Genomic DNA, 15016 nt, shown 5'->3' with positions numbered 1-15016 from the left:
AATATGAAAATTACTATCAATGGAATAACCTGCGATGCCGATGCTGGTCAGACCGTGCTTCAGGCTGCCAGGGCAAATGGGATTTACATTCCGTCCCTTTGCTATCATGATAAAACGGGGGTCGCGGGAAAATGCCGCGTCTGCGTCGCGGAAGTGGAAGATATGCGGGGACTTCAGGCCACCTGCACCCTGCCGGTGCGAGAAGGAATGAAGATCGACACACAATCGGAAAAAGCCTTGGCGGCCCAGCGACTGGTTGTGGATCTGCTTCTTTCCACAGGACGGCATGACTGCATCTCCTGTGAGAAAAACGGAATCTGCGAACTGCAGGATGCCGCTTATTACCTGGGAATTGAACGTCCCAGCATTCAATATGCAGATGTCCAGAAGGGCATTGATGAAAGTTCCGCATTCATTCGAGTCGACCGCAACAAGTGCATCTCCTGCGGTCGCTGCGTCGCCGGCTGCAACGATGTCGTCGTCAACGAGGTTCTCGATTTCGGCCGACGGGGACACGAAACGTCCATCATTTTCGACACCGACTCCCCCATGGGAGCATCAACCTGTGTTCAGTGCGGCGAATGCGTTCAGCTCTGTCCTGTGGGCGCTCTGATCGAGAAAAAATCCATCGGCAAGGCGCGCTCCTGGGAGATCGAAAAGGTCCGCACCACCTGTCCGTATTGTGGTGTCGGCTGTCAGCTTTATCTGCACACCAAGGGGGAACAGATTGTCAAAGTTACCGGTGTGGAAGAAGGTGCACCCAACAAGGGAAGGCTTTGCGTCAAGGGGCGATTCGGCTACGATTTCATCTATTCCGGGGAACGCCTGACCACCCCTTTGATCAAGGAAAACGGCGCGTTTCGGGAGGCCTCGTGGGATGAAGCCCTCGATCTGGTGGCCGGCAAGTTTAAACAGATCATTGCTGAAAACGGCCCGGACGCCATCGCTGGCGTCAGTTGCGCCCGGAGCATCAACGAAGACTCCTACCAGATGCAGAAACTTTTCCGCGCAGTCATCGGTACCAATAATATCGATCACTGCGCGCGTACCTGACACGCTCCCACTGTCGCCGGTCTGGCGCAATCATTCGGTTCGGGAGCAATGACCAATTCCTTCGGCGAATTCGCCAATGCAAAGATGTTTTTCTGCATCGGCACCAACATGACGGAAGCCCATCCTGTGGCGTCCACATTTTTGAAAAACGCGGTCCGGAACGGGGCTAAGCTGATCGTGGCGGATCCCCGTAAACAGCCCCTTGTGGATTTTGCCGACATCCACTGTCAGATCCGGGTGGGAAGCGACATCGCCTTCCTGAACGGCATCATGAACGTGCTGATCACGGAAAATCTTTACGACAAGAAATTCGTGGAACAGAAATGCGATAACTTCGAGGCCTTCAAGGCCAAGATTCTGGAATATCCGCCGGAACGGGCCGCCGAGATTTCCGGAGTGAGTGTGGAACAGATCCGGGAAGTGGCCCGGCTGCTGGCTTCAGTGAAACCGGCGATGCTCTGCTACACCCTGGGGATCACGGAACACACGACCGGGAAGGACAACGTGATGAGCACGGCCAATCTCCAGCTCCTGCTGGGGAACCTGGGAATGCCGTCCGCCGGCGTGAATCCCCTGCGCGGTCAGAACAACGTCCAGGGTGCCTGCGATATGGGCGCCCTGCCCAACGTCTTCCCCGGCTATCAGAAAGTTATCGATCCGGCTGCCCGGGCCAAATTTGAAAAGGCCTGGGGCGTCGAGAAGCTGCCGGAGAACAACGGGTTGATGATCCCCCAGATGATGGAGGGACTGGTGGACAAGTCCGTCCGGGCATTTTACATCTTCGGAGAGAATCTGGCCAATACGGAACCGGACATCCATAAGGTGGAACACGAGCTGGCATCCGCGGAATTTCTCGTCTGCCAGGATATCTTCCCCACGGAAACGACCCGCTTTGCTCATGTGGTTTTCCCGGCCGCCGCGTGGAGCGAAGATGACGGAACGTTCTCCAGTAGTGAGCGTCGCGTCAACCGCGTCCGCACGGTTAAAACCCCGCCGGGTGATGCTCGACCCAACTGGTGGATCTTCAGGGAACTGGCCAAACGGATGGGACAGGAATGGACTTCCAGCAGTTCCCAGGAAATCTGGGACAACGAAGTGTCCGTTCTGGCGCCAGCCCTGGGCGGCATCAAATACCGCCGGATTGAAACGGACGGCCTCCAGTGGCCCTGCCCGACGGAAGATCACCCGGGTACGGCCTTCCTGCACCGCGACGGCATCTTCACCCACGGAAAAGGAATCTTCAATCCCGTGGACTGGGCGCCTCCCGCGGAAGTGCCGGATGCGGAATATCCCTTCGTGCTCAGCACGGGCCGCCGCCTCTTCCACTATCATACCCGCACCCAGACGGGCCGTTCCGGCATGAATCTGATTCTTTCGGAAGAAACGGCGGATATCTCCCCGGCAGATGCACAGAAACTTGGCATTGCTCAGGGTGAATACGTGAAAGTCAGCTCGCGGCGGGGAGAGGTGAAGGTGCGGGCAAAGGTGACTGAGCAGGTGCCCGCCGGCATGGTTTGGATGGCCTTCCATTTCCGCGAAGGCTGCGCCAACTGGCTGACCAACGCGGTCTATGATCCGGTAACGAAAACGGCAGAGTACAAGGCCTGTGCCGTAAATGTGGAAAAACTCTAAAAAGAAATTCTCATTTCAAGCCGCGTGGTCTCCTTTCCGGGGCCACGCGGCCTTCCGATTACACATCAGAACGCCCTCTTGAACTCAGGGCGGCCCCCATGACTTCCAGAAAGCGGCCAGGGCGAACGGACATGACCATTGCGTAGTCCCGCCTGGCAGATTGTCCCATCGACACCGTGGGTTACGAAAAGGATGGTCTTGCGGTGAGTTTCCCAGAGGCGCATGTTTCTACTTTGTCAGATCCCATATTCTCTCCTTCTTGTCCGTCTCTTTAGAAGGGGTGGAATGATATGGAATTGTCAAGCTACCGCCTCAACTTGTTCAGCCTTTTTTACTGCTGCCTCAAACGGCCTGAAAATATTCCGCGGGCACTTCTCAACGCAGATTTCTTTGCACTCCACACCGTAATCTGCGCATTTCTTGTGATCAATGCGGATGAGATCGCCCTCTACCCTCACAGCTCCTGCCGGACAGGCTTTGATACACATCTTGCAGGTTATGCATCCCACCTCGCACACAGACCGCACCGCCTTCCCGGGATCCTTTGTGCTGCAGGGCACCCAGACGCGAGCGCTTGAGGGAGTGATTTCAATGACATTCTTTGGACATGTTCGCACGCAGGAGCCGCAGCCCACACACTTCTCAACATCGATGACTGGAAAGGAATTATCCAGGGTAATGGCCCCAAATGGGCAAGCCGCAACGCAGTCCCCGAAACCGAGGCAGGCGTATGCACATTCCTGTGGCCCACCGAAGGCAAGGTTCGCACCCGCACAGGTCTGATAACCGAGATACTTGTATTTCTGTCCAACTTTTCCCTCGATGCGGGAGCATCTTACTGCAGCGACCATGTTGGCGGCGCCGGATAACTTTTTCCCGGTAATTTCCGCAACAGCTTCCGCTACCGCAGCCTTGCCGGGAAAACAGAGATTGGGGGACACCTCCGGATCGTTAACAACCGCTTCTGCATACCCTTCACAACCTGCGTAACCGCATCCACCACACTGTGCTCCGGCAAGAACTTCAAGCACTTCCTCCACCTTTGGATTGGTTTCGACAGCGAATTTCTGTGCGGCCAATGCCAGCCCAATGCCGAATAAAAGTCCGATGCAGACGAGGAATGCGATTCCTCCGAGTGCCAATTTAACCAATACTGGATCCATTGTTTTACCTCAATCAATACAGATTTTTTAAAAACAGCGATTCCGGAAAAGCATGCCTGAAATCAATATCTCGATACCGCACTCCATATATAACATATTTTTATATGTCAAATTCAAATTAGCTATAGTAAGGAGTTCATGATAAAAAACATGCATGAGCAATTTTCCAGAGGAAGGCTGTCGCCGTATCTCACACACGAACGCAAACCGGACAAAGCGGCATGGACTCGGCAATCCGCTCACTTTGGCCATATTTCATGGTTATTCCTTACACATTCTCCTCTTTCTATCTCCCCATTTCAGTAGATGCTATATTTAATATATTGCTTTTACTTATATTATTAAGAATATTTCTGCCCTTTCTATTCTATTTTTTTATTTGACGCATTCAATTAAATAATATAGCAATGATTACATTACAGCTTCATGATGATGATAAAATAAAAAAAGGATCAGAATCGATCCTACAAACTGATTGCAATACCCTTAAGGAAGCTGACCCAGGTCCATCTGCAACAACTTTGCAGAAACTGGCAAGAAAAGGAAATATTTTCAGGATAATGGATATTTTAGCCTTTCAATGCACACAACGAATATGAGGAGAAGTTAGAGAACTTGGACGGTTCTCGGCAATGCTTTTTTCCGCTCCTTTCCCACAGCAGACCGAATAGGCTCAGCCCTATCCTGCCGCGGAGAAAGCGGCGGTGTACAGGGAGGAGGCCGCTCCTGGTCATCCAGACCACATTCCTCAAAAAACAGACTACCCGGAAAATTTGACATTTCCCTATAATCTGAAGCGATGTTGCGTCTTTAAGACATCCAAAGTTCAGCTCCGGAAGAGGGCTGTTCATTCGGCCTCCCTGTATCTCCTCGCAGAAACGTCCTTGTCTTCAGGTCATAGAGACAGAGGATTTTATTGGACAGCCATATAAACCTTTATAAGGAAAGGACATAAGAAAAGTGGAAAAAGAACAGATCGAACAGCTTTACAGAAGCTTGGCAAACAGCAAGTTTGGCGATGTGATGGTTGTCGGTGGGGGGATCAGCGGCATACAGGCTGCGCTGGATCTCGGCACGGCGGGCTTCAAGGTTTACTTTGTCGAGAAATCGCCGACCGTCGGCGGAAAGATGGCCCACCTTGACAAGACCTTTCCCACCAATGACTGCTCCATGTGCATCGAGTCTCCCAAATTCGTTGAATGTAAACGGCATCCAAATATCGAGATGATCACCTATGCGGAAGTCGAAAGCGTGGAAGGAGAAGCAGGAGACTTCACGGTCACCGTGGTCAAGAAACCCCGATATATCGACGAAAGCAAGTGCACGGGTTGCACCACCTGCGTGGAGTACTGCCCAGCCGTGTATCCGGATAAATTCAACCAGGACATCTCGAAGAACAAAGCCATTCATATTTACTTCGCTCAGGCCATCCCCCTGGTCCCCTATATCGATGACAGTTGCCTTTATCTCAAGGAAAAGAAATGCCAGATCTGCTTAGGGGTTTGTCAGTCAAACGCCATCGATTTCAGCCAAAAGCCGGTAAGGATGGATATAAACGTGGGAGCAATCATCCTGTCTCCGGGCATCGAGGCCTATGATCCCAGGGCAAAGGAAGAATATCATTACAACGACTTTGCCAACGTGGTCACCGGCCTTGACTATGAACGTCTCCTGTGCGCTACCGGACCTTACGAAGGCGAGATATTGCGCGCGTCCGATCTGAAGCATCCCCATAATGTCGCCTGGATCCATTGCGTCGGTTCCCGACGGGTTACCCCTGGCGATAACAGTTACTGTTCCGCGGTCTGCTGCACCTATACCCAGAAGCAGGTCATTCTGACGAAGGACCATGATGAAGGAGCCCGGTGCACGATCTTCCATAACGACATTCGCTCCTACGGCAAGGATTTTGAGCGCTTTTACCAGAGAGCGGAAAATCTTCCCGGCATCCGCTTTATAAGAAGCTATGCATCCATCGTTAAAGAGGACCCGGTGACGAAGAATGTCACTGTGAGATATACGACGCCTGAGGGCGTCAAAGAGGAAGAATTCGATATGGTGGTTCTGTCCGTCGGCCTGGTTCCTCCCGCAAATGTAGAAAAAGTGGCCAGGGCGTTCGGCATCGAACTCAACGATCACGGGTTCTGTAAAACCAGTATCTCCAATCCACTGGAGACGACCCGTCCCGGAATCTTTGTAAGCGGTGCCTTCATCGGCCCCATGGATATTCCGGAGGGGGTTCTGGGCGCCAGTGGGGCCGGTTCCATGTGCGGTGAGATCCTCTCCTACCGGCGGGGAAATCTGTCCAAGGAAAGGGTCTACCCGCCGGAAAGGGATGTTTCCCAGGAAGAGCCGAAAATCGGCGTCTATGTGTGTCACTGCGGTGCCAATATCGGGAGAATCGTCAATGTTCCGGCAACGGTTGAATATTCCAAAACATTGCCTCATGTGGTTCACGCTGAAGAAAGCCTCTTCATCTGCTCGACGGAAGCCGCGGCCATGCTGGCAAAGGATATCCAGGAAAAGGGGCTCAACCGCGTGATTGTCGCCGCCTGTACCCCCCGGACCCACGAACCGCTGTTCCGGGACACCCTCAGGGAGGCGGGAATCAACCAATATTATTACGATATGGCGAACATTCGGGAGCATTGCTCCTGGGTCCATTCAAAAGAAAAGGAAGCGGCCACGGAGAAGGCACAGGATATCATCCGGATGTCCGTCGCCCGTGCTCATTTTCTGGAGCCCCTGCAGGAATTCAATCTTCCCGTCGACAAGAGGGCCTTGGTCGTTGGTGGCGGCATCGCCGGAATGATCAGCGCATTGTCCATCGCGAATCAGAGACACGAGGTTTTTCTCGTGGAAAAGGAAAAAGAGCTCGGAGGAATGGCGAGGAGACTCCATTATACCCTGGAAGGAATGGATGTTCAGGCGTATCTGCGGGATCTGATCCAGAAGATTTATCAGCACCCCATGATCCATGTGTATACGAATGCAACCATTCCTGAAGCGAGCGGTTACGTGGGTAACTTCATCACCAGGGTGCAGTCCGACCGGGGACTCACGGAAATCAAACATGGCGCAATCGTTATCGCCATCGGAGCCGACGAATATAAGCCTACGGAATACCTGTATGGACAGGATGAGCGGGTTTTGACCCAGTTGGAATTGGAAGAACGAATCGCCAGGGGGGAAGAAAACGTTGTCCAGGCCCGGAATGTGGCGATGATCCAATGCGTCGGCTGCCGGAACGAAGACAGAAATTACTGCGCCCGGATCTGCTGCAGTCATGCCATCAAAAACGCACTGAAGCTCAAGGAGATCAACCCCGGGGTTGAGATCTCGATTCTCTTCCGGGACATGAGAACGTACCGTTATATTGAGAATTATTATCGGGACGCCTCGGAAAAGAACGTCAAGTTCATCCGCTATGAACCGGAAAATCCTCCCCGGGTGGAAGCCGTTGTCGAGGAAGGCAGGCCGGTCTTGCGGGTGACCGCGGCTGATCCCATTTTGGAGAAGGCGCTCGCCCTGGATGCCGACTTTCTCGTTTTGTCCGTCGCCACGATTCCCTCGGCGGAAAGTGAGGAAATATCCAAAAAGTTCAAGGTGGCCCTGGGTCCGGATGGTTTCTGTCAGGAGGCCCATGTCAAGCTGAGACCTGTGGACTTCGCCGCGGAAGGGGTTTACCTATGCGGGATCGCGCACTACCCCAAGCATATCTCGGAAGCGGTTGCTCAGGCCTATGGAGCCGCCGGGAGGGCCTTGACCCTTCTCGCCAATGATACGGTCGTTGCCTCGGGATCTGTCTGCGAGGTGAATGAAAAAATGTGTATGGCCTGTGGAGCCTGTGTTCCGGCCTGTACATATGGAGCTATCGAATTCAAGGAGACGAAGCAGGGTAAAAAAGCCTCGGTCATCCCTGTTCTCTGTAAGGGCTGCGGTCTCTGTAATTCTAAATGCCCGACAGGGGCCATTCAACTGAAGCACTATACCGATACAGAACTTCTGACGCAGATCGATGCGGCGGGCTCCAGCGAGCTGGTCGTGGAGTCTGCGGCTGCGGCAGTTGCAGAAGCGTAAAAAGAAACCAATTCAGAAAGGACGTATTGCCAACCTAAGGAGGTAAGATAAGAAATGAGTGCGGACGCAACGTTTAAACCAAAGATGCTGGGTATTATCTGCAACTGGTGCTGCTACGGAGGCGCCGACCTGTGCGGCGTTTCCCGTTTTCAATACCCCACATATATACGGTTGATCAGGGTGATGTGTTCCGGCAGAGTCGACCTGAAATTCATCTTCCGGGCTTTCCTGACCGGACAGGATGCGGTATTTGTCGGCGGCTGTCATATCAACGACTGCCATTACAACCCGGAGGGAAATTATGATGCGTACAGCATGGCGACGTTCTGCAAAAAGCTGCTGGAGCACATCGGGATCAATCCCAAACGGCTGAGGCTGGAGTGGGTTTCCGCCGGCGAAGGAATTCGTTTCGCCCACATCATGAACGACTTCAGCAGGGAAATCGAAGAGTTGGGACCTCTTGGCAGCAGTGAGGGGATTGACAGAGACGAATTGAAGTCCAGACTGGAACAGATGGCCAGGCTGATCCCTTATTTCAAGCTGGCAAAGATGAAGGAACTGGCCCTGCACGATCACGATGAGACGGCCTATGCCAAACTGTTTACAACTGAAGAAGTCGAGCGTCTGATTCGCGAAGCGCCGACGTACTACATCGATCCGGGAAAGTGCCAGGCCTGCATGACCTGCGCACGGAAATGCCCCGTCGATGCGATCATAAGCGCCAAGGGGCAGGTCCATGTCATCGATCAGGATAAATGCATCAAATGCGGGACCTGCTTCGAAGTCTGTCCGTCTAAATTCCGTGCGGTGACAAAGCTGGTCGGCCAGCCCGCCCCGCCTCCACTTCCGGTAGATCAAAGAACGGTCATAAGAAAAGGTAGGGAACAGACGGCATGAAAACAAATAAGAGTATTTAGGAAAGCAAGATTACTTAGACCAGGGCGTGATTTCAATTCCGTCCGGATGAACCACAGGCAAGGACTTGGCAGATATCATGTTAAGTCCTTGTTTTTTTTGGTGTGTTGTGTCCCCGATCGATCATTCCGCAAACCGATTAAGAGGTGACGATCTTTTTTTTACGAAAACGTATGTTGAGTTATTTCTTTCTAAAAATTCCATTTACACGAACTGAAGTTTAACAGACGGAATAAAGAGAAAGGCAATGGGAGAAGAAGGCAGAGTCTTCGTGCATAAGCATTTCAGTCTTGAGGCACTTGCAGACCGGCATGAGCAATATTACTCTCTGATTTTTAAGTAATACTCAAAAAAAGAACACCATGTCGGACATCCGGGCACGGGAAACGAGATGCCTTGAGGAATATGCTTGATAAGGCTGAATCCGACGGAAGAATGGTATTGTAAAATTTTTTACAGTTGAATATTAACGCAGTTCTGACTTTGTTCCTATCTGCGCAGCGTTGCAATCAGCCGGTGAGATTTCAGCAGCAGGTCCAGGGCGGCGTTAATATCGACTATGACAAGATCACAGCAGGCAATTGCCTCCGAAGAGGCGCCTTCAGGTCCGATGATGCAGATTCCCAGAATGGATTCCTTCAACATCGAAACGTCGTTTGCGCCGTTTCCCATGGAAACGGTGGAATCCCTGCCCAACTGCCGCACCAGTCTGAGCTTCTGCTCCTGTTCATCGCCCGGATGGAGAATGTGGATTTCAACGCGAAGATCCTGGCCCAATTCCTTAGCTTTACCCTGGGTATCCGCCGTGATGATGACGATGTCGACCAGTCGGCGCAGCGATTCAAGTCTTTTGGGAACTCCTTCAATGACAGCGCCGTCCAGGGAAATCGTTCCGTTAAGGTCCAGGACCAGATGTTCGAACCTGTAAACGCCCTTTCCAGGGATATCAATCTCTATCAATCTTTCTTCACCTCAAGATAATTGTTCTCTTAGGCTCATCCACAACTTCTCCGATTACAGCGGCGTTGTCAACACCTGCTTCATGGATTGGTCTGAGTCAGCTCCGAAATATTCCGGAGCCGGGCGGGGATGTCCCATTTCTTCATGAGGTGTGCCACGCAGGGAGGCACGAGATGTTCCCACGGTTCACCGTGAATCATCCGGTTGCGGACGTCTTCCGCACTGATTCCCTTTGCCTCCAGGGGCACTTCCCACAGGACATGAGTTTTAAGCCCTAACAAATGGAAGTAATTCAGCTTTTTCCTTCCCCAGTCGTCATAGATGGAAAGGAAAAAAACGGCGTCCATGGGAACATAGCATCGGTATAACTCGGGAAGGTTGATGGGGAGAGGAACGATGGAAAAGTGTGACGACTCGATGCCGGCCTCTTCCAGTACGGTACGGATCATGACATAACGTTCATAGTAAGTGAGCGGATTGGCGAGGGAACTGCTACGCTTCTTATCCACGGTTTCTTCCATGGTCAGCTTCGGATCCGGGTTGGTGATGCCCACAAACAGGTGCCGACAGAGTCGCATTCCGGCGAGAAGGTACTTTAGGTGGTCGTTATGAAACACCTGAAAGCGGCCATGGATGACCCCTGTTTCGATCTTCGGAACCGTCTCGCCGATCATTTTGTTGTACCCCCTTCGTCCACTGCGTAGCATTGTTTTTCATCGGGAAGTGAGATCCGGGCCAGCAACGCGAGGAATTTCCTGACCTCCCCCTGGTTCCTCAAATAGAATTCCGCCTCCGTGCTTCCCCCGACGGCGACGGTTATCCCATTCCCCCGAACCGCCCGGAACGCTTCTTCATCGTTCGTGTCATCTCCCATATAGACCGGAAGCCCTCCTTTACCTATTCCCTCCAGTAGCTGCCGCACTGCGTCCCCTTTGCCGGTTGCCCCCTGCGGCCGGATCTCGAAGACCTTTCTCCCTTCGATCACACTGACCGTTCCCACAAACTTCCGGGCAATCCCCTGGAAAGAATCCAGGAAATTCTCCAGAAGCACCGGCGCTATCCGCCTGAAATGGATGCTGACCGTCAATCCCTTGTCCTCTATCTGAACCCCGGGAAGGCAGGCCAATGCCTGGTGCACCGCGGCGAGAAATGCATCCAGTGCGGCGCGGCCGCCGTCGCCGCCCGTTCCCTTTTCCGTCTCCGCCCCATGGCTCCCCGCATACACAAGGCCCGGCAAACCCACACGATTCCTGATGTCGTCAAGGCTTCTGCCGCTGATCACTGCGACAGGATAATGCTCCTGCAGCACGGCGAGGAGGAGGCGGATATCGTCCGGTATGGCCGCCAGTTCCGGCTGCTCCACGATGGGGGCGAGAGTGCCGTCGAAATCCAGGCAGAGAAAGAGTTCCCGCCCGGCAAGGCGGGCGGCGATTTCATCCTCATGCGCGAGGGCATGTTTTCCTCCCTGTTTCGTGACGGGGAGGAGGGAAAGCTCATCGAGGATGTCGCCGACCCAGGAATAAACCGTATTCCCCTGCACCTGTTCCCTTAACTGCGTCATCCGCTTTTTTTTCTCCCCGCTGGACAGAGTGAGAGCCTCATGGATGGCGGCGGCGCATGCCTCGATATCAGTTGGATCGACAAGAATCGACTCGGTCAGTTCGGCGGCTGCGCCGGCCTGTCTGCCCAGGATCAGGACGCCGTCCCCGTCTCCCCTGGAGGCCACATATTCCTTCGCCACCAGGTTCATCCCGTCACGAAGCGGGGTGATGACGGCCACATCCGCCATCCGGTAACAGGCAACAAGATCCTGCTGATCTAGTTTGTTTTTGAAATAGATGATCGGTCTCCAGTCCGCCGTGCCGAACTCCGCGTTGATTCGGGCGATTCGGTTCTCGACTTCCCGGCGGTGGCGCAGGTACGGCTCCCCGTTCCGAGTCATGACGGCAACCTGAATGAAGGAAAATTTCCCCCGGAAGTCAGGGTTGTCTCGGAAAAAAAGCTCAAGCGCCCGGAGTCGCTGAACGATTCCCTTGGTGTAGTCGAGCCGGTCGACCGCAAGGCCGACACGCCGGGGCAGACGGTATTTTTCCCTGAGGCGCCGAATCCGGGTGATGCGCCCCTCCCAGGCAACGGTCATGGCATCGTAATCGATGCCCGCACCGAGACATGCCGCGGCACAGGCCATGAAATTCCCTGCATAGAGAGGAATCTGAAAGCCGAGAAGGTCATTTCCGAGAAGCCCGGCAAGGATTTCTTCGCCATGGGGGGCACAGGCGAACAGTTCCCGCTCGGGCCAGGGTATGTGCCAGAAATGGGCGATGGTCCGATCCGGGGACACCCCGCGTAGCATCCGGGGAACGAGGCAGAGGTGATAGTCATGGATCCAGATCGTGGAATCCGCCCTGCATTCTTCGAGAATCGCTTCGGCAAACACCCGGTTGGTCTTTTCATACTCCGCCCAGAAAGGGGGAGCGTAGACGATACGATCCGTTTCGTCATGAAAGAGCGGCCAGAGGACCAGATTGCAGAACCCGTGATAATAATTTTCCACCGCTGCCGCGGAAAGCCAGATTCTTCTGAGGGTATAGGCCGGGTTTTCCGGCGGGACCCACAGACGGCCACCGGCATCCGCCCCCTCCCGGTCGCCGCTGCCGCTTCCCCAGGCAACCCATGTTCCCCCTGTCACCCGCAGGACCGTATCGAGGGCTGAAACGACCCCGCCAACAGAGAATTCCAGTTGCAATCCCTGATCGGTCATTCGGTGTGCGTACGGTTCCCGGTTGGAAGCGACAATGAGCCCGCCCCGGAACTTGTCGCCTCTCCCGGAAAGCTGGACGTCCAGTGGGAACAGCCATTTCATGGGTTCAGTCCACCAGCAGAGGGCTGTATCGGCCCGGCGTGAACGGCTGGTCATCGGGCGAATCCATGAGCCCCCAGAGTTTTCCCCGATCCAGGAAGTTGAGCACCAGATACATGAGCTCCTTTCCCCGGACGAGGCTGAGCCCGCCGGCGGCGCAGCTGACCTCGTCGAAATTCCGGACGTCATCCCTCCGCACGTATTTGCCGGTCATGACCAGCGGCACGCTCTCGCCGGTATGGATCATGGTTCCGGAGGAGGCGGTGGAATGATCGGCGGTCACGATGAAAAGGACGTCATCATCGGGGATGATTTCTTCAACGGCGTAGTCCAGCGCCGAGTCGACCGCCTCGATGACCCTTTTCTTGATCAGGGGATTTCTCGTGTGGCCCGCCTCGTCCGTGACTTTGGTATGGACGTGGATGAAATCATATTCCCGAGCCCGATGCGCCCTTTCGAGCCGCTCTCGAAGATCCCGGCCTGGGTCGTTTGTATCTCCGACCTTCCGGATATCCATGCCGATCACCTGACCGATACCGTGGTAAACCGCACCGGAGGCGATCATCAACCCCTTGAGCCCCCACTTTTCCGAAAACGAAGGCAGTCTGCCCAGCATCCCGGCCCGCTGGGTGCCGACGGCGTTGATGGGGGGAAGCCCCTGTTCTTTCCGGTTTTTGTTGAGAGGGTGTTCCGAGAGCGTCTGGTGGCTCCAGCGGAGATAGGCATTGAGGACCTCGGCGGTTTTTCGGGCGCGGGGATCCTCGACCTTGGATCGCAAGGGAAGGACCTGCATGAGAGGACGCCCTTCGGCAATCGGATTGGAATCGGTGATAGCGCTCAATACGTCCCCACGGAGCAGGAGGATGCCTGCGATCCCTCTGGTGGGCAGAAACTCCACTGAAATGCCGTCCCGGCTGAAGCGTCCGACCGCTTCATGGAGAATTTGACAGCTTTCCCGGTCCAGCTTCGGATTCTCATGATGGAGAACGAGGGTGTTCCCGTCCCTGACCACGGAAAAGATCCGGGCCAGGAGGGCCGCATCCCCCTCGTGGACATCGAGACCTTCCCCAAGCGCTTCGACCACACCCCGGCCGGGAAATTCCTCCAGGCGATACCCGAACATGAGAAAGTGGGCCAGTTCGCTCGGCAATGCCGCGCCTTGGAGATGGGAATGAAAAAGCCCGTTCATGCCGATTGCCGCGATTTTGTCGAGATTGGGGGTGTCGGCGGCCTGGAGGGGGGTTTGGCCGTCCAGAACGGGATGGCTCCGGTCACCGAGACCGTCGAGAAGAAGAAGGATGCAGCGCATGTCAACTCCCTGGGAAAGATTCTCCGGTCAGCCCTGGGATTTCTTACGCGGCAAACAGGGCCAGCGGCTGCTTCTGCTGTTCCCCGACAGACAGGAGGGAGCGGCAATCGAGGTAGCTCACGAGAAGGTCTCGAGTGGAGAGAACTTTCTCCGGACTCATCAGTTCAATAACCCACCAGTCACAGGATTCCGCCATCCCAAGGAGATCCAGACGGCTGGAGATGTCCGTAAGACTCTCGGGAGCAATGTGTCCATACCCTTCCAGTTCCGTATGATAAATATGGGCATTCAGGAGCTTATCCCTGTTGGGGAGAACATACTCGCCGCAGATGTTCATTTGCGGATAAAGATTTCTTACTCCATGGGCATGGCCGATATCGATGGTCACGAACGCACCGCTTTCTGCAATGATGTGATTGAAGAGGCGCGGGTCATTGGTCAAGGGGGTCATCAGGTTTTCCAGAGCCACGGCCACACCGTTACTGTTGCCGTATTCCACGAGAACGGACAGATTGTCGATAGCTTTTGCCAGGTCGATCCCTTCCCCGGACGGATTGCCGAGCCCGGAATGGATTGTCATGTGCCTTCCGCCGGCCTGGGCTACTTGCTCCACGGTGCTCATCAGGAGATGAAGGGAGTCTTCGCCGCGACGGTCAGTGTAGGCGATGTCCACTCCGAAGAAACGGCAGTGATAACGAAGCTGGAAATCGGAAAGTGTCTTCATGCGGGAAAGAAACTGATCCTGCGGCAGACAGGGATCGATTGACCAGTCGATGGCCGAGAAACCGTTCCCAAAGGCGAATTCCGCCAGCTTATCCGCATCCTGGTCAAAGATATTGCACATGGCGATCTGTGGCTGCATTTTTGAAAAAAACCTCACCTTTAGATAAAACTCTATGGACCCTTGCAAAAAAGATAGACGCCCTTGATGAATTTCCTCAAGATCACAGCGGAAGGATTTTGATTAACAGACTCAGGTTTCAGGTCGAACATGATGTCTTTGCCATCGAAATGAAAAGTGAAAAAGTATCCTTCTGTCATGTA

The 15016-nt window shown here is 54.1% G+C and carries 9 protein-coding genes; 3 read left to right on the top strand and 6 right to left on the bottom strand.

Annotation, left to right across the window (positions count from 1 at the left end; all coding sequences use genetic code 11):
* The first annotated feature begins 3 nt into the window (after positions 1-3).
* A complete protein-coding gene (fdhF, locus tag SYN_RS15605; protein WP_083756393.1) occupies positions 4-2685 on the top strand; it encodes a formate dehydrogenase subunit alpha in 2682 nt (893 codons plus the stop codon).
* A 299-nt stretch (positions 2686-2984) separates the two neighbouring features.
* On the opposite strand, the gene rnfB is transcribed toward fdhF, so the two are convergent.
* A complete protein-coding gene (gene rnfB / locus SYN_RS00665; protein ID WP_011416054.1) occupies positions 2985-3848 on the bottom strand; it encodes an RnfABCDGE type electron transport complex subunit B in 864 nt (287 codons plus the stop codon).
* Positions 3849-4808: 960 nt separating this feature from the next.
* On the opposite strand from rnfB, the gene SYN_RS00660 reads away from it, so the two are divergent.
* Together SYN_RS00660 and SYN_RS16890 are read left to right on the top strand one after the other, a co-directional pair.
* The gene (locus SYN_RS00660) at positions 4809-7928 is read left to right on the top strand and encodes a CoB--CoM heterodisulfide reductase iron-sulfur subunit A family protein (RefSeq protein WP_011416052.1); all 3120 of its coding nucleotides are present in this window, start codon (positions 4809-4811) and stop codon (positions 7926-7928) included.
* Between the two features lie 54 nt (positions 7929-7982).
* Positions 7983-8825, top strand: coding sequence for a hydrogenase iron-sulfur subunit (locus SYN_RS16890; RefSeq protein ID WP_011416051.1), 843 nt, complete (start codon positions 7983-7985; stop codon positions 8823-8825).
* A 507-nt stretch (positions 8826-9332) separates the two neighbouring features.
* Here the strand turns inward: SYN_RS16890 and SYN_RS00650 are convergent.
* The 5 genes from SYN_RS00650 to SYN_RS00630 all read right to left on the bottom strand — a co-directional run bounded on the left by SYN_RS00650 (position 9333) and on the right by SYN_RS00630 (position 14834).
* Positions 9333-9803 carry an HAD family hydrolase gene (locus tag SYN_RS00650; RefSeq protein ID WP_011416050.1) on the bottom strand — a complete coding sequence of 157 codons (471 nt, stop codon included), beginning with the start codon at positions 9801-9803 and terminating at the stop codon, positions 9333-9335.
* An 80-nt stretch (positions 9804-9883) separates the two neighbouring features.
* Positions 9884-10477, bottom strand: coding sequence for a nicotinate-nucleotide adenylyltransferase (locus tag SYN_RS00645; RefSeq protein ID WP_041584558.1), 594 nt, complete (start codon positions 10475-10477; stop codon positions 9884-9886).
* Positions 10474-12720 carry a bifunctional alpha,alpha-trehalose-phosphate synthase (UDP-forming)/trehalose-phosphatase gene (locus SYN_RS14890; RefSeq protein ID WP_011416048.1) on the bottom strand — a complete coding sequence of 749 codons (2247 nt, stop codon included), beginning with the start codon at positions 12718-12720 and terminating at the stop codon, positions 10474-10476. Before SYN_RS14890 ends, SYN_RS00645 begins: the two co-directional genes overlap by 4 nt.
* Positions 12671-13972 (bottom strand): alkaline phosphatase family protein, encoded by a 1302-nt coding sequence (locus SYN_RS00635; RefSeq protein ID WP_011416047.1) that lies wholly within the window; start codon positions 13970-13972, stop codon positions 12671-12673. The genes SYN_RS14890 and SYN_RS00635 overlap by 50 nt, the downstream gene beginning before the upstream one ends.
* 43 nt (positions 13973-14015) lie before the next feature.
* On the bottom strand, positions 14016-14834 hold the full coding sequence (locus tag SYN_RS00630; RefSeq protein ID WP_049749858.1) for a sugar phosphate isomerase/epimerase family protein: 819 nt from the start codon (positions 14832-14834) through the stop codon (positions 14016-14018).
* Positions 14835-15016 lie beyond the last annotated feature (182 nt).

Origin of the sequence: Syntrophus aciditrophicus SB, assembly GCF_000013405.1 — a bacterium.
Taxonomy (GTDB): Bacteria; Desulfobacterota; Syntrophia; order Syntrophales; family Syntrophaceae; genus Syntrophus; species Syntrophus aciditrophicus.
Note: the sequence above shows the minus strand (reverse complement) of the source record. Positions and strands in the feature narration are given on the sequence as shown.

Coding starts and splice junctions, on each gene's coding strand:
- rnfB (WP_011416054.1), bottom strand. CDS start 3,848: ATGGATCCAGTATTGGTTAAATTGGCACTCGGAGGAATCGCATTCCTC.
- SYN_RS16890 (WP_011416051.1), top strand. CDS start 7,983: ATGAGTGCGGACGCAACGTTTAAACCAAAGATGCTGGGTATTATCTGC.
- SYN_RS00645 (WP_041584558.1), bottom strand. CDS start 10,477: ATGATCGGCGAGACGGTTCCGAAGATCGAAACAGGGGTCATCCATGGC.
- SYN_RS14890 (WP_011416048.1), bottom strand. CDS start 12,720: ATGACCAGCCGTTCACGCCGGGCCGATACAGCCCTCTGCTGGTGGACT.
- SYN_RS00635 (WP_011416047.1), bottom strand. CDS start 13,972: ATGCGCTGCATCCTTCTTCTTCTCGACGGTCTCGGTGACCGGAGCCAT.
- SYN_RS00630 (WP_049749858.1), bottom strand. CDS start 14,834: ATGCAGCCACAGATCGCCATGTGCAATATCTTTGACCAGGATGCGGAT.